The sequence below is a fragment of the Verminephrobacter aporrectodeae subsp. tuberculatae genome, from assembly GCF_026127385.1.
Lineage (GTDB): Bacteria > Pseudomonadota > Gammaproteobacteria > Burkholderiales > Burkholderiaceae_C > Acidovorax > Acidovorax aporrectodeae.
This window is the reverse complement of sequence record NZ_QZCX01000001.1, coordinates 1,312,144-1,334,840: the sequence shown is the minus strand read 5'-3', so window position 1 is coordinate 1,334,840 and position 22,697 is coordinate 1,312,144. Positions and strand designations below refer to the sequence as shown.

The 22,697-nt window shown below is 67.8% G+C and carries 21 protein-coding genes and 1 pseudogene; 18 read left to right on the top strand and 4 right to left on the bottom strand.

Annotated elements, in window-relative coordinates; genetic code table 11:
• Window positions 1-39: 39 nt before the first annotated feature.
• Window positions 40-1,410, bottom strand: coding sequence for a cytochrome ubiquinol oxidase subunit I (locus tag D5041_RS05795; RefSeq protein ID WP_265284076.1), 1,371 nt, complete (start codon window positions 1,408-1,410; stop codon window positions 40-42).
• A 692-nt stretch (window positions 1,411-2,102) separates the two neighbouring features.
• Between D5041_RS05795 and htpG the strand changes: the two genes are divergently transcribed.
• The 14 genes and pseudogenes from htpG to D5041_RS05725 form a co-directional block, all read left to right on the top strand.
• Window positions 2,103-4,088, top strand: coding sequence for a molecular chaperone HtpG (htpG, locus tag D5041_RS05790; protein WP_265282535.1), 1,986 nt, complete (start codon window positions 2,103-2,105; stop codon window positions 4,086-4,088).
• A gap of 198 nt (window positions 4,089-4,286) precedes the next feature.
• Window positions 4,287-5,408, top strand: coding sequence for a bifunctional 3,4-dihydroxy-2-butanone-4-phosphate synthase/GTP cyclohydrolase II (gene ribBA / locus D5041_RS05785; RefSeq protein ID WP_265284075.1), 1,122 nt, complete (start codon window positions 4,287-4,289; stop codon window positions 5,406-5,408).
• A 5-nt stretch (window positions 5,409-5,413) separates the two neighbouring features.
• On the top strand, window positions 5,414-5,878 hold the full coding sequence (gene ribH / locus D5041_RS05780; RefSeq protein WP_010100400.1) for a 6,7-dimethyl-8-ribityllumazine synthase: 465 nt from the start codon (window positions 5,414-5,416) through the stop codon (window positions 5,876-5,878).
• Window positions 5,875-6,441 (top strand): transcription antitermination factor NusB, encoded by a 567-nt coding sequence (nusB, locus tag D5041_RS05775; protein ID WP_265258023.1) that lies wholly within the window; start codon window positions 5,875-5,877, stop codon window positions 6,439-6,441. The genes ribH and nusB overlap by 4 nt, the downstream gene beginning before the upstream one ends.
• A gap of 36 nt (window positions 6,442-6,477) precedes the next feature.
• Window positions 6,478-7,665, top strand: a complete 1,188-nt coding sequence (locus tag D5041_RS05770; RefSeq protein ID WP_029554037.1) for a pyridoxal phosphate-dependent aminotransferase — start codon at window positions 6,478-6,480, stop codon at window positions 7,663-7,665.
• A 95-nt stretch (window positions 7,666-7,760) separates the two neighbouring features.
• Window positions 7,761-8,627 carry a sulfurtransferase gene (locus tag D5041_RS05765; RefSeq protein WP_265284074.1) on the top strand — a complete coding sequence of 289 codons (867 nt, stop codon included), beginning with the start codon at window positions 7,761-7,763 and terminating at the stop codon, window positions 8,625-8,627.
• 56 nt (window positions 8,628-8,683) lie between these two features.
• Window positions 8,684-9,352, top strand: coding sequence for a GNAT family N-acetyltransferase (locus tag D5041_RS05760; RefSeq protein WP_265258025.1), 669 nt, complete (start codon window positions 8,684-8,686; stop codon window positions 9,350-9,352).
• A 171-nt stretch (window positions 9,353-9,523) separates the two neighbouring features.
• A complete protein-coding gene (lnt, locus tag D5041_RS05755; protein WP_407702228.1) occupies window positions 9,524-11,137 on the top strand; it encodes an apolipoprotein N-acyltransferase in 1,614 nt (537 codons plus the stop codon).
• A 99-nt stretch (window positions 11,138-11,236) separates the two neighbouring features.
• Window positions 11,237-11,767, top strand: a complete 531-nt coding sequence (gene fabA, locus D5041_RS05750) for a bifunctional 3-hydroxydecanoyl-ACP dehydratase/trans-2-decenoyl-ACP isomerase (protein WP_265282531.1) — start codon at window positions 11,237-11,239, stop codon at window positions 11,765-11,767.
• A complete protein-coding gene (gene fabB / locus D5041_RS05745; protein ID WP_265258027.1) occupies window positions 11,764-12,978 on the top strand; it encodes a beta-ketoacyl-ACP synthase I in 1,215 nt (404 codons plus the stop codon). Before fabA ends, fabB begins: the two co-directional genes overlap by 4 nt.
• 24 nt (window positions 12,979-13,002) lie before the next feature.
• Entirely contained in the window at window positions 13,003-13,386 is a 384-nt protein-coding gene (gene crcB / locus D5041_RS05740; protein ID WP_010102026.1) for a fluoride efflux transporter CrcB, read from the top strand.
• A 48-nt stretch (window positions 13,387-13,434) separates the two neighbouring features.
• A complete protein-coding gene (locus D5041_RS05735) occupies window positions 13,435-14,298 on the top strand; it encodes an LOG family protein (RefSeq protein WP_265282530.1) in 864 nt (287 codons plus the stop codon).
• Between the two features lie 156 nt (window positions 14,299-14,454).
• Complete coding sequence (locus D5041_RS05730) at window positions 14,455-14,865, top strand: DUF5990 family protein (RefSeq protein WP_265258030.1); 411 nt, start codon at window positions 14,455-14,457, stop codon at window positions 14,863-14,865.
• A pseudogene (locus D5041_RS05725) lies at window positions 14,865-15,293 on the top strand (GNAT family N-acetyltransferase); the annotation flags it as partial. The gene D5041_RS05730 and the pseudogene D5041_RS05725, both read left to right, overlap by 1 nt.
• Window positions 15,294-15,403: 110 nt before the next feature.
• Here D5041_RS05725 and D5041_RS05720 read toward each other — a convergent pair.
• Entirely contained in the window at window positions 15,404-16,210 is an 807-nt protein-coding gene (locus tag D5041_RS05720; protein WP_010101506.1) for a PP2C family protein-serine/threonine phosphatase, read from the bottom strand.
• A 194-nt stretch (window positions 16,211-16,404) separates the two neighbouring features.
• On the opposite strand from D5041_RS05720, the gene yoaA reads away from it, so the two are divergent.
• The 4 genes from yoaA (at window position 16,405) to D5041_RS05700 (ending at window position 20,908) form a co-directional block, all read left to right on the top strand.
• Window positions 16,405-18,447, top strand: a complete 2,043-nt coding sequence (gene yoaA, locus D5041_RS05715; RefSeq protein ID WP_265284386.1) for a DNA repair helicase YoaA — start codon at window positions 16,405-16,407, stop codon at window positions 18,445-18,447.
• Window positions 18,448-18,735: 288 nt separating this feature from the next.
• A complete protein-coding gene (locus D5041_RS05710; RefSeq protein ID WP_265282529.1) occupies window positions 18,736-19,416 on the top strand; it encodes a GspH/FimT family pseudopilin in 681 nt (226 codons plus the stop codon).
• Between the two features lie 70 nt (window positions 19,417-19,486).
• Window positions 19,487-19,912, top strand: coding sequence for an NfeD family protein (locus D5041_RS05705; protein ID WP_265258034.1), 426 nt, complete (start codon window positions 19,487-19,489; stop codon window positions 19,910-19,912).
• Window positions 19,913-19,987: 75 nt separating this feature from the next.
• Window positions 19,988-20,908 carry an SPFH domain-containing protein gene (locus tag D5041_RS05700; protein ID WP_010104478.1) on the top strand — a complete coding sequence of 307 codons (921 nt, stop codon included), beginning with the start codon at window positions 19,988-19,990 and terminating at the stop codon, window positions 20,906-20,908.
• A gap of 5 nt (window positions 20,909-20,913) precedes the next feature.
• Here the strand turns inward: D5041_RS05700 and metW are convergent, their stop codons facing one another.
• Window positions 20,914-21,498 (bottom strand): methionine biosynthesis protein MetW, encoded by a 585-nt coding sequence (metW, locus tag D5041_RS05695; RefSeq protein ID WP_010104476.1) that lies wholly within the window; start codon window positions 21,496-21,498, stop codon window positions 20,914-20,916.
• Window positions 21,495-22,622, bottom strand: coding sequence for a homoserine O-succinyltransferase MetX (gene metX / locus D5041_RS05690; RefSeq protein WP_029554333.1), 1,128 nt, complete (start codon window positions 22,620-22,622; stop codon window positions 21,495-21,497). Before metX ends, metW begins: the two co-directional genes overlap by 4 nt.
• Window positions 22,623-22,697: the final 75 nt, after the last annotated feature.

Here is a 22,697-nt window from a genome sequence, read left to right as displayed (position 1 = left end):
CAGAAATAGGGGAAGGCGGAAGGGCGCCGGATGCCCGCCTCATGTGCCCATGGCGCCCGGGGCCGTGGGAAGCGGCGCGGCGGGCGGGAGCTTGGCCGGGTGTTCGGCCATGTACTTGATCACGCCCACGTAGGCCAGCAGCAGCAGGACGTACACCACGAGGTAGGTCACCAGCGTGCCGGCGACCATGCCGGCGGGGTGCGGCGCCACGGCGTACGCCGTCTCGAGCAGGCCGTACACCAGGTAGGGCTGGCGGCCGATCTCGGTCACGCACCAGCCGGCCAGCGTGGCGACCCAGCCCGAGAACGTCATTCCGACCAGGGCGTAGAGCAGCGGCCGGGGCAGACCCGCCAGGTCTTGCCCGCGGCGGCGGTACAGCACCAGGGCGCCCGTCCAGGCCATGGCGAGCATCAGCAGGCCCACCCCGACCATCACGCGAAAGCCCCAAAACACGGGCGCCACGGGCGGGTGCGCGCCGGGAAATTCGTCCAGTCCCCGCAGCTGCGCGTCGGGGTCGTGCGCCAGGATCAGGCTCGCGGCCTTGGGGATCTGCACGGCGTAGTCCGTGCGGCCTTGCTGCTCATTGGGCAGACCCAGCAGCGTGAGCGGCGCGCCCCTTTCGGTATGCCAGATGCCTTCGATCGCGGCGATCTTCGCCGGCTGGTGCTCCAGGGTGTTCAGGCCGTGCGCGTCGCCCATGAGAATTTGCAGCGGGGTCGCGATGGCCACGGCGATGATCGCCGTGCGCAGCGCCCGGCGCGTGCCTTCGGTGGCCGTTGCGCGGATGAGCTGCCAGGCGCTCACCCCGGCGATCAGAAAGCCCGCGGTCAACGCCGACGCGAGCAGCTTGTGCCCCAGGCGGTAGGGGAAGGAGGGGTTGAACACGATGGCCAGCCAGTCCGCCGCGTGGAACTTGCCGTCGATGAGCTCGTAGCCTGCGGGGGTCTGCATCCATGAATTCAGGCTCAGAATCCAGAACGCGGACAGCGTGGTGCCGAAGGCCACCATCAGCGTGGCGACGAGATGCACCCGATCGGACACGTGGCCCCGGCCAAACAGCATGATTCCCAGGAAAGTGGCCTCCAGAAAGAACGCCGTGAGCACTTCGTAGCCCAGCAGCGGCCCTGCGATGTTGCCCACCTGCTCCATGAAGCCCGGCCAGTTGGTGCCGAACTGAAAGCTCATGGTGATTCCCGAGACCACGCCCATGGCAAAGCTCAGGGCAAACACCTTGGTCCAGAAGTAGTAGGCCTGCTCCCAGCCCAGCGCGGCAGGGGTGCCCCGCGTGGCCGTGTGGCGCAAGCGGAAGAACACCAAAAACCAGCACAGCGCGATGGTGATGCTCGGAAACAGGATGTGAAAACTGATGTTCGCCGCGAATTGGATGCGCGACAGCATGAACGTGTCCATGGCCTTACTGGGATCCCCCTTGGAAGCGCCACCCTGGTCGGTCAGTCTTGGGCACGCGGGTGGCGGCCGTGCTCAAGCCCATGCGTCGCAGCGCGGGGTGTCTCGTCGGGCAATGCCGTGCGCAGCATCGACGGCCCGAGCCCGTTCGCGTAGCGCCAGCGCTCTTCGAATTCAGTACGCGGAAAAAATTCCGCGCATCCCTGGACGCCGCGAGGTATTCGCGCCGGTCATCCGGCTGGTGGCGGCGCTGGGGCGAGCCGCCAGGCTTGCAGTTCCTTGGCGTCCCGGGCTAGATGGATGTTGGAGCGCTTGGGGCAACGCCGTCCGCATTCCAAGCGGGCGCGGCGACAAAGAAGAAAGAGACGAGCGCCTACATCTGGCCAACGGGGCGATTGCTGCCCCAGCGGCTGCCGATTTCGCCGATTTCGCCGAAATGAGCCATGAATTGACGGTCCAGTGGAGGAAAAGTTTTGACAGAAGTCATGACTGCGTATTGTGCCCGTGTTTTTAAAACCCGCTAAACGGCAGGGATTGCACCGCTGCGGGGCGCCATCGGACTTGGGACCACCACGCCGCACCCTTGAAACCCCTTGGGCCGCCCATAGATCACGCCTGCCGGTATCGGCGGAACGTGCCGCCGGGCCTATTGCATTTTTCGTATCGACCAATTTCACCGAGAGAAATACCCTGTCATGAACAAGCAAACCCTGTCGTTTCAGGCCGAAGTGGCGCAACTGCTGCACCTGGTCACCCACTCCCTGTATTCCAACCAGGAAATCTTCCTGCGCGAGCTGATTTCGAATGCTTCGGACGCCTGCGACAAGCTGCGCTTTGAAGCCCTGAACGATTCCGCCCTGTTCGAGGACGCGCCGCATCTCGAAGTGCGCGTGGCCTTCGACAAGGACGCCAAGACGCTGAGCATCACCGACAACGGCATCGGCATGAGCCAACAAGAAGCCATCGAGCACCTGGGAACCATCGCCAAAAGCGGAACCCGGGACTTCATGGGCAAGCTCTCGGGCGACCAGAAGCAGGACGCCCAGCTCATCGGCCAGTTCGGCGTGGGCTTTTACTCGGGCTTCATCGTCGCCGACAGGATCACGGTGGAGTCGCGCCGCGCCGGCCTGAAGGCCGCCGAGGGCGTGCGCTGGGTGAGCGGCGGAACGGGCGATTTCGAGGTCGAGACCATTGAGCGCACCGCACGCGGCACCTGCGTCATCCTGCATTTGCGCGACAGCGCCGAGGAATACCTGAACAACTGGAAGCTCAAATCCGTCATCGCCAAGTATTCCGACCACATCAGCCTGCCCATCCTGATGGAAAAGGAAGAGTGGAGGGACGGCGAGCTCATCAACCCCGGCGACGAAAACGGCGGCCGCCAGCCCGGCAGCATGCTCAAGACCGGCGAGTGGGAAACCGTGAACAAGGCCAGCGCACTGTGGACCCGCCCCAGGAAGGACGTAACCGAAGAGCAGTACACCGACTTCTACAAGACCATCAGCCACGATTCGCAGGCCCCGCTGACCTGGGCGCACAACCGCGTGGAAGGCAGTACCGAGTACACGCAGCTGCTGTACATCCCGGCCAAGGCGCCGTTCGATCTGTGGAACCGCGACAAGAAAGCGGGCGTGAAGCTGTACGTGAAGCGCGTGTTCATCATGGACGACGCCGACTCCCTGCTGCCCACCTACCTGCGCTTCGTCAAGGGGGTGATCGACTCGTCCGACCTGCCGCTCAACGTGAGCCGCGAACTGCTGCAGGAAAGCCGCGACGTGCGCGCCATCCGCGAGGGCTCGACCAAGCGCGTGCTCAGCATGCTGGAAGACTTGGCAAAACACGACCGGCATGACGCCGCTGCGGCCACGGCCGACGGCGTGTCCGACGCGGCCGAGGTCGTTGACGCCGACGACCAGGCCAAGGAAGGCAAGTACAGCCAGTTCTACGCGGAATTCGGCGCGGTGCTCAAGGAGGGACTGGGCGAGGACCTCGCGAACCGCGACCGCCTGGCCAAACTGCTGCGTTTTGCCAGCACCACCAGCGACGCGGTGCGCGTGGGCCTTGCCGACTACAAGGCGCGCATGAAGGAGGGCCAGGAGGCCATCTACTACATCACCGCCGATACGCTGGCCGCGGCAAGGAACAGCCCGCAGCTCGAGGTCTTCAAGAAAAAGGGCATCGAGGTGCTGCTCATGACCGACCGGGTCGACGAATGGGCGCTGAACTACCTGCACATGTTCGACGGCACGCCGCTGCAAAGCGTTGCCAAGGGCGCTGTCGATCTGGGCAAGCTGCAGGACGAGGCCGAGAAAAAGGCCGCGCAAGAGGCCGCCGAAGCCTTCAAGCCGGTTCTCGCCAAGCTCAAGGAGGCGCTCAAGGACAAGGCCGAGGACGTGCGTGTGACCACCCGCCTGGTCGATTCGCCCGCCTGCCTGGTGGTGCAGGACGACGGCATGAGCACGCAGCTTGCGCGCCTGCTCAGGCAAGCCGGCCAGCAGACCCCCGAGACCAAGCCGGTGCTCGAGGTGAACGCCGAGCACGCGCTCGTCAAAAAGCTCGACGGCAGCGTGCATTTCCACGACTTGGCGCATATCCTGTTCGACCAGGCGCTGCTCGCCGAAGGTGGTCTGCCGCAGGACCCGGCGACCTACGTCAAACGGGTGAACGCCTTGCTGGTCTGAGGGCGGACGGCTGCGCCCCGCGGGTGAACTACAATCGGGCGCTTCTCGGGGGCGCATGACGCTGCCTGCGCCCAAGCCCCTTGGACCACACGGCAGTGCCGCAGCGCATGTTTCTTGGGCGGTTGCGGGGACGCATGGCCCCGCTGAGCCTGCGCTGCAATGCCCCGCGAACCCGCAGCCCGAACGAAAGCCCGTGCCATGAACACCCCCCAGACCCCTGTGCCGATCTCGCCGGTGCAGGACATCGTGGCCGATATGCGCGCCGGGCGCATGGTCATCCTGGTGGACGAGGAAGACCGCGAAAACGAGGGCGACTTGGTCCTGGCCGCGGACCACGTCAGCCCCGAGGCGATCAACTTCATGGCCCGCTTCGGCCGCGGCCTGATCTGCCTGACGCTCACGCGCGCACGCTGCGAGTTCCTCGAACTGCCGCCCATGGCGGCGCACAACGGCACGGTGTACGGCACGGCCTTCACGGTCTCCATTGAAGCCGCCGAAGGGGTGACCACGGGCATCTCCGCGGCCGACCGCGCGCGCACCGTGCAGGTGGCAGTGGCGCCAGACAGCCGGGCCGGCAATCTGGTGCAGCCAGGGCACATCTTCCCGCTGCAGGCGGTCGATGGCGGCGTGCTGATGCGCGCGGGCCATACCGAAGCGGGCTGCGATCTGGCCGCAATGGCGGGCTGCAGCCCGGCGGCCGTGATCTGCGAGATCATGAACGACGACGGCACCATGGCCCGTCTGCCCGATCTGCAAGCGTTCGCCGCAGAGCATGGCCTCCGGATAGGCTCCATCGCCGGCCTGATCGAGCACCGCAGCCGCAATGAATCGCTGCTGCACAAGCAGGGCAGCCGCGCATTGCAAACCGCCTACGGAGAGTTCAGCGCCCACGCCTTTCGCGACAAACCCAGCCAGGCGCTGCACCTCGCCCTGGTCAAGGGCCAGTGGAACACCGACGATGTGGTGCCGGTGCACGTGCACGAGTCGTTGTCGGTATTCGACGCGCTGGAGATCAACCGCTCCACGCATTCCTGGGGGCTGAACACGAGCCTGCAGTACCTGGCGGCCCAGGGCCGGGGCGTGGCCGTGCTGCTCAACTGCGGAGAAAGTGCCGCACAGTTGCTGGCCCGGTTCGAGGGCGCGGCCCACACGCCGCAAGCCCCCGGGCATGGCCGCATGGACCTGCGTACCCATGGCGTGGGTGCGCAGATTTTGCGCGCCTGCGGCGTGCACAAGATGGCGCTCATGGGCCAGCCCCCCCGCATGCCGAGCATGACGGGCTACGGTCTGGAGATCGCCGGTTTCATTCCAAAGGAGTAAGGAACATGTTTCACGCAGACAAGGGAACAGCAGGGCAACTGGACGGTAGCGCGCTGCACGTCGGCATCGTGCAGGCCCGTTTCAACGAGCAGATCACGAACACCCTGGCCGCAGCCTGCCACGCCGAGCTGCTGGCCCTGGGCGTGCAGGAGCAGCACATCACCCACCTGCGGGTGCCCGGCGCGCTGGAGGTCCCCCTGGCCCTGCAGGCCCTGGCCGAGAGCGACGACTACGACGCGCTCATCGCCCTGGGCTGCATCATCCGCGGCGAGACCTACCACTTCGAGCTGGTGGCCAACGAATCCGGCGCGGGCGTGACGCGCGTGGCGCTGGACTACCAGATCCCGATCGCGAACGCCATCATCACCGCCGAAAACCCCGAGCAGGCCGCTGAGCGCCAGAGCGAAAAAGGCGTGGACGCGGCCCGCGTGGCCGTGGAGATGGCGAATCTGCTGGCCAATCTGGAATGAGCGAAAACGCCCCCGCGCCTGTTTCGGCGCGCGCCCCGCGCCAGCCCCGCGCCAGCCCCGGCAAAGCTGGCGGCATGCACAAGGCGTCCGCGCATGCGCGCCGCAGCCGCGCGCGCGCGTTCGCACTCCAGGCGCTGTACCAGCACCTCGTGGGCGGCAGCGACGCCGCGTCCATCGACGCATTCACGCGCGACCTGACCGGTTTTCACAAGGCGGACGCGGCGCATTACGCCGCCCTGCTGCACGGCTGCATTGCCGCTGCGGCCGCTCTGGACGCGCTCATCACCCCGCTGCTGGACCGCAAGATGGCCGAGATCTCGCCCGTCGAACACGCCACGATGTGGATCGGCGTATACGAGTTCCAGCACTGCCCGGACGTGCCATGGCGCGTGGTGCTCAACGAGTGCATCGAACTGGCCAAGGAGTTCGGCGGCACCGACGGGCACAAGTACGTGAACGCCGTGCTCAACGGCCTGGCCCCCCACTTGCGTGCCATGGAAGTGGCGGCCGACAGGACCCGCAGCGCAGCAGCGCCGCCATCCGGCGCGTCGAACCGACCCTGAACGACGCCCGCCGACAAGGGCGGGCCATACCTGAACATGAAATTCTCAAAACGCGCCGAGCGCATCGAACCGTTCTACGTGCTGGAAATGGCCAAGGCCGCGCAGGCCCTGGCCCGTGAGACGGCGGGCCAGGGCGGCGCGCCGATGATTTTTCTGAACATCGGCGAGCCCGACTTCAGCGCGCCCCCGCTGGTGCAAGAGGCCGCGGTGCGGGCCGTGCGCGACGGCGCCACCCGGTACGGCGACGCGCTCGGCCAGGAAGCGCTGCGCGAGCGCATCAGCGGCTGGTACCAGAGCCGCTTTGGCGTGCGTGTTCCCGCAAGCCGCATCGTGGTGACGGCGGGGGCCTCCGCCGCGCTGCAACTCGCCTGCCTGGCGCTCATCGACCCGGGCGACGAAATCCTGATGCCCGACCCCAGCTACCCCTGCAACCGCCACTTCGTGGGCGCCGCCGAGGGCCGGGCCGTTCTGCTGCCGACCACGGCAGCACAGCGCTACCAGCTCAGCGCCGACACGGTGCGCGCCGCCTGGACCGAAAAGACCCGGGGCGTGCTGCTGGCGTCGCCGTCGAACCCCACGGGCAGCTCGATCGCGCCCGATGCGCTGCGCCGCATCCAGGACGTGGTGCGCGCGCACGCCGGCACCACGCTGGTCGACGAAATCTACCTGGGCCTGTCGTACGAGGAGGCGTTCAGCCGCAGCGCGCTGAGCGTCGATGACGACATCATCAGCATCAACAGCTTCAGCAAATACTTCGGCATGACGGGCTGGCGCCTGGGCTGGATGGTGCTTCCCGAGGCCCTGGTTCCGGTGGTCGAGCGCCTGGTGCAAAACCTGTTCATCTGCGCCAGCAGCTTGTCGCAGCACGCGGCCCTGGCCTGCTTCGAGCCCGAGAGCATTGCCGAGTACGAACGCCGCCGCGCGCAGTTCAAGGCCCGGCGCGACTACTTCATTGCGGCGCTGCAGTCCATCGGCTTCGAGGTGCCCGTGATTCCCGACGGCGCCTTCTACGTCTGGGCCGACTGCCGCCACGTCGCGCATCGCCTGGGCGTGACCGGTAGCTGGGATTTCGCTTTCGAGCTGATGCGCCGCGCCCATGTGGCCGTGACGCCGGGGCGCGACTTCGGCACCGCGCAGACGCAGCATTTCATCCGTTTTTCCACGGCCCAATCGATGGCCCAGTTGGAGGAAGCGGCGGCGCGCCTGCGCGCTCTGCTGGCCTGAGCGCGCAGGACGGGCTCTCGGCTGCAGAGCCCCGGCGCCGGGACGGACACAATGGAGTCCCGCGCGCCGCCGCCTCCGCCATACGTTCCACACCGATGCCCACCTACACCACGCTCATTTGCGCCCCCGACCTGCAATCCCTGGCCGCCAGCGGCGCACCGTTGATGGTGTTCGACTGCAGCTTTGAACTCACGCAGCCCGCAGCGGGCGCCGGGCAATATGCCCAGGCGCACATTCCCGGCGCCCTGTACGCCGACCTGAACGCCAACCTGAGCGCCGGACATGGCGCGCCCGACGCCGTCTGCGGCGGACGCCACCCGCTGCCCGGCCGCGAGCGCTTTGCGCTGTGGCTGTCCGGCCTGGGCTTTTCCAACGCCATGCAGGCCGTGGTGTACGACCGCCAGGGCGCGAACTACTGCGCCCGCCTGTGGTGGATGCTCAAGTGGCTTGGCCACGACGCCGTGGCCGTGCTCGATGGCGGGCTACAGGCCTGGCAGGCCGCAGGCGGCGCGCTGGCCCAGGGCGCAGAGCCCGCGCGCCCTGCCGCGCATTTTCAGCCGGCTCCGGCCTTGCTCCGGCTGGCCACGGCGGCGGACGTCCTGCGCCAACTGCGGCAGCCCGGCCAGACCGTGGTGGACGCCCGCAGCGCAGCGCGCTACCGGGGCGAGGTCGAGCCGCTGGACCCCGTGGCGGGCCATATCCCCGGCGCGCTCAACCGGCCGTTCACCGAGAACGTCGCGGCCGACGGCCGCTTCAAGCCGGCCGCGGTGCTGCGCGCGGAGTTTGACACGCTGCTCGCAGGCCGCGACCCGGCCACGGTGGTGCACCAGTGCGGCAGCGGTGTGAGCGCCGTGCCGAATCTGCTCGCCATGGAGGTCGCGGGGCTCGGCAGGACCGCGCTCTTCGCGGGCAGCTGGAGTGAATGGTGCAGCGATCCGGCCCATCCGGTCGAGCGTGGGTAGGCTGCCTGCAGTCGGATGACAAACAAAGACTGGTGAAAACCCTTAGACTGCCTGCCATGATCGCAATCAAGGAATCGCCCACGGCGACCGCTGACAGAAATCCGCCGGCCCCGGCGATGGTCCCCATCCGTACTCTGGAGCCTGCGGACCGCGCGTGGATCGCCCGGCATCTGCTCGAACTCAACCCCGCGGACCGGTACCTGCGCTTTGGCTACAGCGCGAATGACGAGCAGATCCACCGTTACGTCGAGCAGCTCGACTTCGACCGGGACGAGGTCTTTGGCATCTGCAACCGCCAGCTCGAGCCCATCGCGCTGGCGCACCTGGCCTTCCCGAAGCCTGCCGAACACAAACAGTGCGCAGAATTCGGCGTCTCGGTGCTCGAGCGGGCCCGCGGCCGTGGCTTTGGCTCGTGCCTGTTCGAGCGCGCCGTGATGCACGCGCGCAATGAGGGGGTGAGCATGCTGTTCGTCCATGCGCTGTCGCAGAACACCGCCATGCTCAAGATCGCGCGCAACGCGGGCGCCAGCGTGCGCCGCGACGGGCCGGAGACCGAGGCCTACTTGCAGCTGCCGCCCGCGAACCTGGATACGCGCGTGGCCGAACTCGTCGAACAGCAGTTTGCCGAGATGGACTACCAGTTCAAACGGCAGGCCAAGCAGTTCTGGGACTTTCTCGCGTCCGTCCAGGAGGTGCGACGCGAGCACCACCCACCCACCCAGTGAACCGCGGCCGGCCTGCGGCCACGGCTATCGGCTATCCTGCGGGGCCCACTCCCTACCGCATGCGCATGTCCTGCGCTCCAACACAGTGTCCGCCGCGCAACCCGCACACCCCACGAGATCGCCCGAAGAGCAATCAAAGCGCCGTTTCCTGCAGAAAGTCGCCGGCGATCGATGCTGATGCGCGCCCATCCGAACGTGCTGCAGGCGCTCGTGGCGCTCGCCGCAGGGCTGGCGCAGGCCGCGTCGCTGGCCTGGCCCGGTAACGGCGCGCCCCTGTGGTGGCTACAACTGGCGTCGTTGGCCGGGCTTGCCTGGCTGCTGCGACCCGGCGCGGGCCGGGCCCTTGCGTGGCGCCGTGGCGCGCTGATCGGCGGCCTGTTTGCCATGGCTTGGCTGGCGGGCACGCTCTGGTGGCTGTTCATCTCCATGCACGTCTACGGTGGGTTGCCCGCGCCGCTGGCGGTGGCCGCAGTGCTCGGGTTGGCGGCCTTCATGGCGAGTTTCTACGCCACCGCTGCGGGGCTGTTCTGCCATCTTGCGCCGGGCGGCACGCTGTCGGCGGCGCTGCTTTTCGCGGCGCTCTGGTTGCTCGCCGAACTGGTGCGGGGCAACTTGTGGACGGGCCTTCCCTGGGGGGCCGGCGGCTACGCGCATGTCGATGGGCCCTTGTCCCCGCTCGCGCGGTGGGGGGGCGTCTACGGCGTGGGGGCCGTGGCCGCAGGCGTGGCCATGCTTGCCGCGCAGGCGCGCCGCGCGCATCTGCGCAGCCGGCGCGCATGGGCGCTGGTGCTCGCGGGCGGGACGCTGCTCGCCGCCGCTGCGCTGGCCCGCCACTGCGCGCTCGGCGCGTGCGACACCACGCCGCGCCCGGAACCGGTCCTGAGCCTCGCATTGCTCCAGGGCAATATCCCGCAGGACGAGAAATTCCAGCCCGGCGGCGGCGTTGCCGTGGCGCTCGAGTGGTACGCCGACGCGCTGCGCAACGCCAAGGCGGACCTGGTGGTGACGCCGGAAACGGCACTCCCCCTGGTGCCCGGGCGGTTGCCCCCCGGCTACCTGGACGGCCTTCGGCAGCACTACGCCCAGGGCTCCCAGGCCGCGCTGCTGGGCATTCCATTGAACGACGCGCAGGGCTACAGCAACTCGGTGCTCGGCCTGAGCCCCGGGATGGCGCTCTACCGGTATGACAAGCACCATCTGGTGCCGTTTGGCGAGTTCATTCCGCCATTTTTCAAATGGTTCATGGCGCTGCTGCGCATCCCGCTGGGGGACTTCGGGCGGGGGGCCGTGGTGCAGGCCCCGTTCGAGTGGGCAGGCCAGCGCATTGCGCCGAATATCTGCTACGAGGATCTGTTTGGCGAAGAGCTCGGCGCGCGCTTTGCCAACCCGGCGTGGGCGCCGACGGTGTTCGTGAATTTCAGCAATATCGCCTGGTTCGGCAACACCGTCGCCATCGACCAGCATCTGCACATCAGCCGCATGCGGGCGCTGGAGTTCGAACGCCCCATGGTGCGCGCCACGAACACCGGCGCCACGGCGATCATCGATTACCGGGGCCGGGTCACGCACCAGCTCGCGCGCCATACGCGCGGCGTGCTCACGGGCACGGTGCAGGGCCGGGGGTTCGACGCGCACAGCGGCTCGGCCATCACGCCCTACGCGTGGTGGGTCTCGCGCTGGGGTCTGTGGCCGCTGTGGATTCTGGGCGCCGTGGTGCTGGCCATTGCCGCAGCGGCGCAGCGGGGCTTGGCGCGCCGCACCCGACGGAGCGCATGCATGCCTTGATAATGGGAGGCCACCGCCGCGCGAGCGGCCGTGGCGCCTGTGTTGCCGCACAACCATGATTTGCAGCGCGGCAGCCACTGTTCTGGAGCACAACTGAAAATGGCAGATTCCTTTTCCTACGAACAACTGATCGCCTCGGGCGAGGGCCGGCTGTTCGACGCCGACAGCGGGCGTCTGCCGCTGCCGCCCATGCTGATGTTCGACCGCATCACGCATATCGACAGCGACGGCGGCGCGCATGGCCTGGGGGGGGTCCGTGCCGAGCTCGACGTGCGTCCCGACCTGTGGTTCTTTGCCTGCCACTTTCAGAACGACCCGGTCATGCCCGGCTGCCTGGGGCTGGACGCCATGTGGCAGCTCATCGGCTTCTACCTGACCTGGCTGCGCTTGCCGGGCCGGGGCCGCGCGCTGGGCGCGGGCGAGGTCCGGTTCAGCGGCGAAGTCGGGCCCGGGGTACAACTTGTCACCTACGAGATTGACATCAAGCGCGTGATCCGGCGTAAGCTGGTCATGGCCGTCGGCGACGCCCGCCTGCTCGCCGACGGCAAGGAAATCTACGTCGCCCAGGACCTGCGTGTGGGTTTGTTCAAACGCGAGGCAGACGGCGCAGCACAGGGAGCCGCAGCATGAAGCGTGTGGTGATCACGGGCGCGGGGATCGTCTCGTGCATCGGCAACGACATGGCCACGGTCACGCAGTCGTTGCGCGCGGGCCGCTCGGGAATCCGCGCCATGCCCCAGTTCACCGAGCTGGGCATGCGCAGCCAGGTCGCGGGCGTGCCGCAGATCGACCTGGAAAAGCGCATCGACCGCAAGCAGCTGCGCTTCATGGGCGACGCGGCCGCCTACGCGCACGTTGCACTGGCCGACGCGATCGCCCAGGCGGGCCTCGCGCCCGGGCAGGTCTCACACCCGCGCACCGGCCTCATCATGGGCTCGGGCGGCGGTTCGCCGGCGAACCAGATCGAGGCGGCGGACATTCTGCGCAGCAAGGGAATCCGCCGCGTGGGTCCGTACCAGGTCACGCGCTGCATGGGCTCGACGGTGTCCGCCTGCCTGTCGACCCACTTCGGCGTCAAGGGCGTGAACTACTCCATCACCTCGGCGTGCAGTACCTCGGCGCACTGCATCGGCGCGGCCGCGCAGCAAATCGCCTGGGGCATGCAGGACGTGGTGTTCGCCGGCGGCGGCGAGGAGGTCACCTGGGGCATGGGCCTGCTGTTCGACGCCATGGGCGCCATGTCCAGCGCGTACAACGCCACGCCCGAGAAGGCTTCGCGCGCCTACGACGCGCACCGTGACGGCTTCGTGCTCTCGGGCGGCGGCGGCGCCGTGGTGCTCGAGAGCCTGGAGCACGCGCAGGCGCGCGGCGCGGCCATTCTGGGCGAGATCATCGGCTTTGGCGCCACCTCCGACGGCGCCGACATGGTGGCCCCCTCGGGCGACGGCGCCGTGGCCTGCATGCGCCAGGCCATCGCCACGGCCACCGAGCCCATCGACTACATCAACACCCACGGCACCTCCACACCCGTGGGCGACGTGCCCGAACTGCACGCCATCCGCAGGGTGTTCGGCGCGCAGGTCCCGCCGTTCTCTTCGACCAAGTCGCTCACGGGCCACTCGCTCGGCGCCACGGGCGTACAGGAGGCCATCTACTGCCTGCTCATGCTGAGCCAAGGCTTCATCGCCGGTTCGGCGAACATCGAAACGCTGGACCCCGCAGCCGAGGGCCTGCCCCTGGTGCGCGAGACGCGCGCCGCGCCGATCCGCACGGCGCTGTCCAACAGCTTCGGCTTTGGCGGCACCAACGCCAGCCTGGTGCTGCGCCGCTGGGAGCACTGATTTTTCAGCCCGTCGGACCGGTCGATGCCACATGTTCTTGCCATCTGCATCGGGGCCTGCGTGGGCGCGCTGGCACGCTGGCGCCTGGGCCTGTGGCTGAGCCCCGGGGGCCTGATTCCCTGGGGCACGCTGGCCGCGAATCTGACGGGCGGCTATCTCATTGGCGTTTGCCTCGCCGTCTTTCACGCCATGCCCGCGTTGGACCCGGCGTGGCGGCTGGCGCTGGCCACGGGGTTTCTGGGGGCGCTCACCACCTTCTCGGGCTTTTCGGCCGAAGTGCTCGAAATGCTGATGGCGCAACGCTATCTGCTGGCCCTGGGCTGCACGGCGCTGCATCTGCTGGGCTCCCTGGGACTGACGCTGCTCGGCATGCGCAGCGCTTCCTGCCTCATGGCAGCGCACGCCTGACGTCCCTGCGCGGGCCTTTCTTTCACCGACCGACACCGCGAGCCCGGCATGCAAGCCAACACCCAACTCAACGAATGCCGCCTGACCGACGCCCGGACCGAACTGCGCCAGCAGGCGCACAACGGCAAGCCCTTGCAGGCAGACGCGCATTGCCTGGCCTTTGCCGACCCGGAATTCATGTCCCGCCGCGAGACGCGCGGCATCCGCTTTCAGTTGGAGATGCTCAAGCCCGATCTGGGGCAGGCCGAGCAGGGAATCGAAAACACGGTGGTGGTGTACGGCAGCGCCCGCTTTGTCGCACCCGACGAGGCGGCGGCCCAGCTGGCAGAGGCCGAGGCCAGCGGCGACGCGCTGCGCGTGCAGCGCGCGCGCCAGGCGCTGCGCAACGCCGGCTACTACGACCAGGCACGCCAGTTCGCCCGGCTGGTCGCCGATTACAGCGAGCGCCAGCGCCCTGCCGACCGCATCTATATCTGCACCGGCGGAGGCCCGGGAATCATGGAGGCCGCGAACCGCGGGGCGCACGATGCTGGCGCGCTGAACGTGGGCCTGAATATCGTGCTGCCGCATGAGCAAAGCGACAATCGCTTCATCTCGCCGTCGCTGAGCTTCAAGTTCCACTACTTTGCGCTGCGCAAAATGCATTTCATGATGCGCGCCAAGGCCCTGGTGGCGTTCCCCGGCGGCTTTGGCACGCTCGACGAATTGTTCGAAGTGCTCACCCTGGTGCAGACCCGCAAGGCCAAACCCGTCCCCATCGTCCTGTTTGGCTCCGACTACTGGAAGCGATTGATCCATTTCGACGTGATGGTCGAAGAGGGCACGATCTGCGCGCAAGATCTGGACCTGTTTCACTACACCGACGATCCCCGGCAGGCCTGGGATCTGATCCGGACGTTTTATCGTTTGTAAAAGCGGCCGCAGCGCGCTGGTCATGGAGCAGCGCGCGGACGGCATGGTTGGCACGCTGGTGTACGCGACGGCGCTGTACGAGCGCGGCACCGTGGAACGTTTTCTGGACAACTACCTCGCCGTGCTGTGCGAGATGACGATACAAGGAGCTTCCCTATGAGCGTTCTTCCCCGCGAGCTGCGCGTCACCCTGGTGTGCAGGACGCTGCCGGCGGTCAACGAGCCCGTGACCGTGGGCATCCAGGACAAGAACCAGGACGTGCACGAGGGCGCGCGCAAGCGCGACGGGCCGGTCGAGTTCAAGTGCGAGGTCCAGGCGCGCGACGCAGGTGGCGGCAAGCTTGATTTCGCGGGGCCGTTCGTGCACGGCAAGCCGGGCGCGCGCTTTCTCTACCTGAGCTGGAAACGCTCCGATTCTTCCGACGTGCTCTGGCTCCAGCGCGTTAAGGTGCCGCTGGCGCTGACGGCGGCCGAGCTCGGCGCAGCGAGCGCGATCCAGGCGGATATCACCGGCCGCCGGCCGCACGCGACCGAGCCAATCGCCTGGACGGCCGGCGGGTGCCGCTGATGGACGCGGCCCCGACGCTGCTCGACACCGCCCGGCTGCACCTGCAGCCGCTGCGGCCTTGTGACGCGCCCGCGCTGTTCCCGCTGTTCCACGATCCCGGGGCGATGCCGTACTGGCACACCCTGCCGCACGCATCCGTGGACGACACGCGCGCGACGATCGAATCCATGCTGCGGCCGCCGCATGCGCGCTGGTGGACGCTGCGCACCGCGGCCGATCCCGCGCGGGCCATCGGCTTCCTCGGGTTCCTCGGCTACGCCGGCATCCCCGGCTTCGGCTATGCGGTGCACGCCGACCACCGTTCGCAGGGCTACGTGCGCGAAGCCGCGCGCGCCGCGCTGGACGAAGGCTTCCGGCAGCTGCGGCTCGACCGCGTCGAGCTGTGGATCCACGAAGCCAACCTGCCGTCGCGGCGCGTCGCCGAGTCGCTCGGCTTCGTGCGGCGCGGGTGCTTCCGCCAGATGTACCCGCGCGAAGGGCGCTCGCGCGAAACCTGGGTGTACGGCGCAACGCCAGTGAGCTGGTGCGCAGGCCGTGCTCATGGAGGACCCGTGCCCATGGCTGCGGGATGGGCCAGCGGTTCTTCCTGCGCCAGCGCGGCAATCTTCACGATCACCAGCGACAGGTTGTCGCCCTTGCCGCACGCCCGGACCCGGGCTTCTTCGACGAGCACCTCCGTCGCTTTCCGGGGTGGCAAGCCGTCCACCACGGACGCGAGTTCGGCCTGCGTGAAGTAGTTCCACAAGCCATCGCTGCAAGCCAGCAGCGCATCGCCTGGTTGCAGCTGCGCGATCGCGTGCGCCGTGACCGGGGGGTCGCGTTCAGCGCCCAGGCAGCCGAGCAGGATGTTCGATTGCGGGTGGCGCTGGGCTTGTTCCTCGGTCAATTCACCCCGGTCCACCAGGGCTTGCACGTACGAGTGGTCGCTGGTGCGAAAAACCAGCTGGTCCCCCCGGAAGTGGTAGATGCGCGAGTCGCCCGCGTGCACCCAGTGGCAGTCGCCACGCGGGTTGATCAGGAAAGCCGCGATGGTGCTGTGGGGTTTCTGCTCGGCCGATATGGCGATCAGCCGGATGACGAGGTGCGTTTCTTCGACCATGTTCCTGAGCAGGGCCGCCGCGTCGTCGGCGTCGGGCGAGTAGCGCTCGAACAGCTGCTGCGCCGTGAACACGATCTGGTCGGATGCATGGCGCCCGCCGCTGCGCCCGCCCATGCCGTCGGCAATCACGCCGAGCACGCAGCCATTGTGCCTCTCGTGCGAGATCAGGGCCACCTGATCCTGCTGGTATTCCCGGTCACCCTGGTGGATGCCGGTGGATGCAATAAGGCGGAACCCTTTGGTCATGCTGGTGGTCGTGTGGGGGCGGCGCGCGCACGCGGTCGTCGGGAAAAGCGGGTCGAGCGCGTATTATCCGGCCGCCCGGGGCGTTTTTTCACTCCCACGGCACCCCCGCCTTGAAACCCAACCCCCACGCGCCCCCCACGGACAGCGGATCGAACGCACCGCGACGCACAGGCGCGAGCCCCGGCCGCAAGAGCCTGCCGACGACCCTGCCCGAGCGGGTTGCGCAGGTTTTTGCCCCGGACAACGTGCTGGCACGGGTGGATGCGCATTTCCAGCCGCGCGAGGGGCAGACCCGCATGGCCATGGCCGTCGCGCGGACCATTGAAACCGGTGGCGCCCTGGTGGTGGAGGCGGGAACGGGCGTGGGCAAGACCTTCTCCTATCTGGTCCCCGCGCTGCTCAGCGGCGAGCGGGTGCTGCTGTCCACGGCCACCAAGGCGCTGCAGGAGCAACTCTTCGCGCGCGACCTGCCGCGCCTGGTCGAGACGCTGGGCCTGCCCGTGCGCACGGCCCTGCTCAAGGGCCGCGCCAGCTATCTGTGCCGCTACCGCATGGAACTCGCGCGCCAGGATGCCCTGGCGCAAGAACGGGATATTGCGCGGGTGCTGGCCCGGGTGCAGGACTGGTCACGCCACACGCGAGCCGGCGATCTGGCCGAGCTTGCCGGGCTCGACGAGCGCTCGCCCGTGATTCCCCTGATCACGTCCACGCGGGAAAACTGCCTGGGCTCCCCATGCCCGCGGTTTCGTGAATGCCATGTGCATCTGGCGCGGCGCGAGGCGCTTGCGGCCGACATCGTGGTCATCAACCACCATCTCTTTTTTGCCGACGTCGCGGTGCGCGAGTCCGGCATGGCCGAGCTGCTGCCGAGCGTGCGCGTCGTGGTGTTCGACGAAGCGCACCAGATCAACGAGACCGGGGTGCAGTTCCTGGGCGCGCAGCTGTCCACGGGCCAACTGCTGGATTTCGGCAAGGACCTGCTGGCCGCGGGCCTGCAATATGCCCGCGGCATGGCGGACTGGGCGGGGCTTGCCACCCTGGTGGAACTTGCCGCACGGGACCTGCGCCTTGTGGCGGAAAAAACGCCGGTCGGGTCCAAGCTGCGCTGGACGCAGGAGGCCCCCGAGGGCGTGCCGGGCGCGCAGTGGCAGGACGCGCTGCGCCGTGTCGCAGTGGCTTGCACGCAGGCCCGGGATGCGCTCGCCATGGTCAGCGAGATGGCTCCGGACTTTGTGCGCCTGCATGCGCGCGGCAGCGAGTTGCTGGCGCATCTGGCCCGCTTCTCGGACCCGGCCCCGCCGGATGCGGTGGTGCGCTGGGTCGATGTGGGGGCGCAGCTGCGCCTGATCGAGTCACCGCTGGACATCGCGGTGGCCATGCGCACGCGCGTCCTCGCGGATCCCGCCGAATCCGAATCCGAGTCCGCAGACGGGGACGCGCAACCGCCGGCAATGGACCCCGGAAGGGCCTGGATCTTTACCTCGGCGACCCTGGGTGAGGACGAGCAGCTGACCTGGTTCACGCAGCGCGCGGGTTTGCAGGATGCAGAAATTTTGCGCGTCGCCAGCCCCTTCGACTACGCAGCGCAGGCGGCCCTGTACGTTCCCCGCCATCTGCCCCCGCCCGCAGAGCCGACGCACAGCCGGACCCTGGCGCAGTGGGTGGGAGACGCCGCAGAGCCGCTGTGCGGCCGCACCCTGGTGCTCACCACGACGCTCAAGGCCTTGCGCACCATCGGCGACGCGCTCAAGGCCCGCTTCGAAGCCCGGGACGATCTGCAGGTGCTGGTCCAGGGCGAGTGGCCCAAACGGCGGCTCATGGAGCGCTTTCGCGCCGGGGCCACAGCGGGTCAGCCAGGCTGCGTGCTGGTGGCCTCCGCCACATTCTGGGAAGGCTTCGACGTTCCGGGGGACGCGCTGCAACTCGTGGTCATCGACAAGCTGCCGTTTCCACCGCCGGGAGACCCCTTGGTCGAGGCGCGCGCGCAGCGCATCGAAAAGGCGGGCGGGAAGGCGTTCCCTTCGTATTCGCTGCCCGAGGCCGCGGTGGCGCTCAAGCAGGGCGCGGGGCGCCTGATCCGGCGCGAGTCGGACCGGGGCATTCTGGTGATCGGCGATACCCGGCTGCTCACCATGGGCTATGGCCAGCGCCTGCTGGCTGCGTTGCCGCCCATGCGGCGGCTCGCGTCCGAACAAGAGTTTGCCGCCGCCTTGCAGGCACTCAGAACCGCTCCCTGATCCAGAAAGAAAGCACGCCGCAGCGGCGCGCGCCGGTGCCCGGCGGAGAACCATGCTTCGCAGCGCAGGGAGTCACGGATGCAACACGCTGATGACACACTGCTCCGCTTTTGCATGCGTCTCCCCCGATGCTTGCCGCATCCTGGCTTGTCTACCCGACCCGGTTTCGCAAGGCTTGAACCCGGATCACCGTGCGCGCAACCAGCGGTTGGGGCCCCGGAGGGCTGACGTGGCGCAATTGTTGCTGCCACAGGAGCACCGCATGCGCAGCCGCGACAGCCAAGGGCCTTGCCATGCGAAATCTTTTCCGCAGACCGACTCAAGGCTTGGCACATCGACATGCTCGACGCAGGCGGGCACAGGACCCGGACTTTGCTGGCCATGGGGCACGCCGGCCAGCGCATTGATCGCGGCTGGACACTCATCGAGCTGCTGCTCAGCGTCGCGCTGGCAGCGGTGCTGATGGGCTTGGCGGCGCCCAGCCTTGTGCAGTATCAGCGCAACTCCGAGCTCAGCGCGCTCACGAACACGCTCCTGGCCTCGATCAACGCGGCCCGGTGGGAGGCGTTGAAAACCGGCAAGAATGCCTTTGTCCGGCCGCGCGGCACGGGCTGGAACAGCGGCTGGGTCGTTTATGTGGACGCCAACCGGGACAGTGTGTACACGCACGCCGCGGACATCACGGTGCAGGTCCAGGGAGCGGTGAAGAGCCATTTCAACGTCACCGGGAACAACACTGCCGCAGGCGCCTCCCCCTACGTCAAATTCGACAGCTCCGGCTACTCCACGAACCTGGGCGGGGCGCCCGTGGCCCTGAGCCTGTCGATTGCACGCACCGACGTACCCCCTGCCCGCGTGCGGGAGGAGACACGGCGCATCGTCGTGGCGCGCACGGGCAGGGTGAGAACCTGCAAACCCGGGCACGCGGGCTGCCCCGCCTCGACGACCCGACAAGTTGGCGCAGAGTAAACTGCGGCTCCCCTGCCCCGGAGCGCCCGGGATGGGGATCCTGAAAACATGCACACAAAGGAATTCCAACATGGCGGATTCCACCATCTGGTGGCTTATAGCGGGGACCGTGGTCGTGGCGGAGCTGCTCACCGGAACGTTCTATCTGCTCATGCTGGCCCTGGGGTCGGTTGCCGCTGCCGTTGCGGCGCATCTGGGCCTGTCCGCGGCACTGCAAACGGCAGCGGCCGCCATCGTCTCCAGCGCGGCGCTGCTCGCCTGCTACCAGCTGAAGAAAAAACGCCCTGGAGATCCCCGTGCTCCTTCTGAGCACAGTGTGAGCCTGGATGTCGGCGAGACCGTCCTGATCGAGCGCTGGGGCACCGACGGCACGGCCACCGTGAAGTACCGGGGCGCCCAATGGACCGCCATCCACCGCCCCGATGCCACACCCTGCACCGGACGGCACCGCGTCGTGGAACTGGTGGGAAGCCGCCTGCTGGTCGATCCGCTGTAAGGGAAGCGGCACGCCAACCGCCAACCGCCCCCCGAGTTCCCCGTTCCCCTGTTTGCCAGCAAAGAAAGTTTTTTCATGGAAATCCTTGCCATCATCCTCCTGATCATTGCCGTGATCTTCATCGCGCGTTCCGTCCAGGTCGTTCCCCAGCAAAACGCCTGGGTCAGGGAGCGCCTGGGCAAATACGCAGGCACCCTCACGCCGGGGCTGAGCTTTCTGCTGCCCTTCATCGACAAGGTGGCGTACAAGCACAGCCTCAAGGAAATCCCGCTCGATGTGCCCAGCCAGGTCTGCATCACCCGCGACAACACCCAGTTGCAGGTGGACGGCATCCTGTACTTCCAGGTCACGGACCCGATGCGCGCGAGCTACGGTTCGTCGAACTACATCGTGGCCGTGACGCAGCTGGCGCAAACCTCGCTGCGCTCGGTCATCGGCAAGCTGGAACTGGACAAGACCTTTGAAGAGCGCGACATCATCAACGCCCAGGTGGTGCAGGCCATCGACGAGGCGGCGCTGAACTGGGGCGTGAAAGTGCTGCGCTACGAAATCAAGGACCTGACGCCGCCGAAGGAAATCCTGCACGCCATGCAGCAGCAGATCACCGCAGAGCGCGAGAAGCGCGCGCTGATTGCAGCCTCCGAGGGCCGCCGCCAGGAGCAGATCAACATCGCCACGGGGGAGCGCGAGGCCTTCATTGCGCGCTCGGAGGGCGAGAAGCAGGCGGTCATCAACAAGGCGCAGGGCGAGGCCGAGTCCATCAAGGCCGTTGCCGAAGCCACGGCGCAGGCGATCGAGCGGGTGGCCGGCGCCATCCGCCAGCCCGGCGGAGAGCAGGCGGTCCAGCTCAAGGTCGCCGAAAAAGCCATCGAGGCCTACAGCCAGGTGGCGTCGGACGCCACGACCACCCTCATCGTGCCGAGCAATATGACCGAGGTGGCGGCGCTGCTTGGCTCGGCCATGAAGATGCTCCAGACGACACCCAAGGGCAGCTGACTCCTTCAGGCCCGCTCGAAGTGGAACACCGCCGTGCCCGCGCGGGCATTGGGTAGCCAGCGCACAGTGCGCCCATCCTGCAGGCCGAACGACTCCAGGATGCGCAGGCTGTTCTTGGTGGCCAGCACCTCGAAGTCCTTGTACGTGCCCACGCGGATGTTGGGCGTGTCGTACCACTGGTAGGGCAGGCGGCGGGTCACGGGCATGCGCCCGCGCAGCACGGACATGCGGTTTGGCCAGTGCGCAAAATTGGGGAAGGCGACGACGCCCGTGCGGCCCACGCGCGCGGTCTCGCGCAGCATGGTCTCGGCGTTGCGCAGGTGCTGCAGCGTATCGATCTGCAGGACCACGTCGAACGAGTCGTCGTCGAACAGGGCCAGTCCTTCGTCCAGGTTGAGCTGGATCACGTCCACGCCCCGCCGCACGCAGGCAAGCACGTTCGCGTCGGCAATCTCCACGCCGTAGCCGCTGCAGCCGCGTGCACGCTGCAGGTAGTCGAGCATGGCGCCGTCGCCGCAGCCCAGGTCGAGCACGCGCGCGCCCTGCGGCACCAGACGCGCCAGCGCTTCCATGGTGGCTTTGCCGGTCATGGCAGCTCCTTTGCAATGCCATCGAAATAAGAGCGCATCACCCCCATGTAGCGGGCGTCGTCGAGCAGGAAGGCGTCGTGCCCGTGGGGCGCGTCGATCTCCGCGTAGCTCACGCTGCGGCAGTTGTCGAGCAACGCCCTGACGATTTCGCGGCTGCGCCGGGGCGCAAAGCGCCAGTCGGTGCTGAAGCTCACCAGCAGAAAGCGCGCGCTGGCCCGCGCCAGCGCGCGGGCCAGGCTACCGTCGTGCGCGCGGGCCGGATCGAAGTAATCCAGCGCCCGCGTGATCAGCAGGTAGGTGTTGGCGTCGAAGTAGTCGCTGAACTTGTCGCCCTGGTAGCGCAAATAGCTCTCGATCTGAAACTCGACGTCCTGCGTGCTGTATTTGAGCGCCAGTCCCGCGCGCAGCTGGCGGCCGAACTTCTCGTTCATCACGTCGTCGCTGAGGTACGTGATGTGACCGATCATGCGTGCGATGCGCAGCCCGCGCTTCGGAATCACGCCGTGGCGGTAGAAATGGCCGCCGTGGAAGTCCGGGTCGGTCACGATGGCGCGGCGGGCCACTTCGTTGAAGGCAATGTTCTCGGCCGTGAGATTGGGCGCGCTGGCGACCACCACCGCATGGCGCACGCGCTCGGGGTATTGCAGCGTCCAGGACAGCGCCTGCATGCCGCCCAGGCTGCCCCCGAGCACGGCGGCCAGTTGCCCGATGCCCAGCCGGTCCAGCAGCCGGGCCTGCGCGTCCACCCAGTCCTCCACCGTGACCACGGGAAAGTCCGCGCCGTAGACCGCGCCCGTGTCGGGGTGCCGGTGCATGGGCCCGGTGGAGCCAAAGCAGGAGCCCAGGTTGTTCACGCAGATGACGAAGAAGCGCTCGGTGTCCACCGGCTTGCCGGGGCCGATCATGTTGTCCCACCAGCCCTCGCTCCTGTCCTGCCCGGCGTAGACGCCCGCCACGTGATGCGATGCGTTGAGCGCATGGCATACGAGCACGGCATTCGAGCGGACGGCGTCGAGCCGGCCGTAGGTCTCGAACGCCAGTTGGTAGTCGCGGATCACCGCGCCGCTTTGCAGCGGCAACGCGTCCGGAAAATGCATGGTCTGGGGCGTGGCAATGAGCGGCATAAAAAAACCCGGCGTCGCTAAGAACGAGGCCGGGCGGAGATGTCGGTCGGGTCTTTAGCAGGATTTATAGAGCGC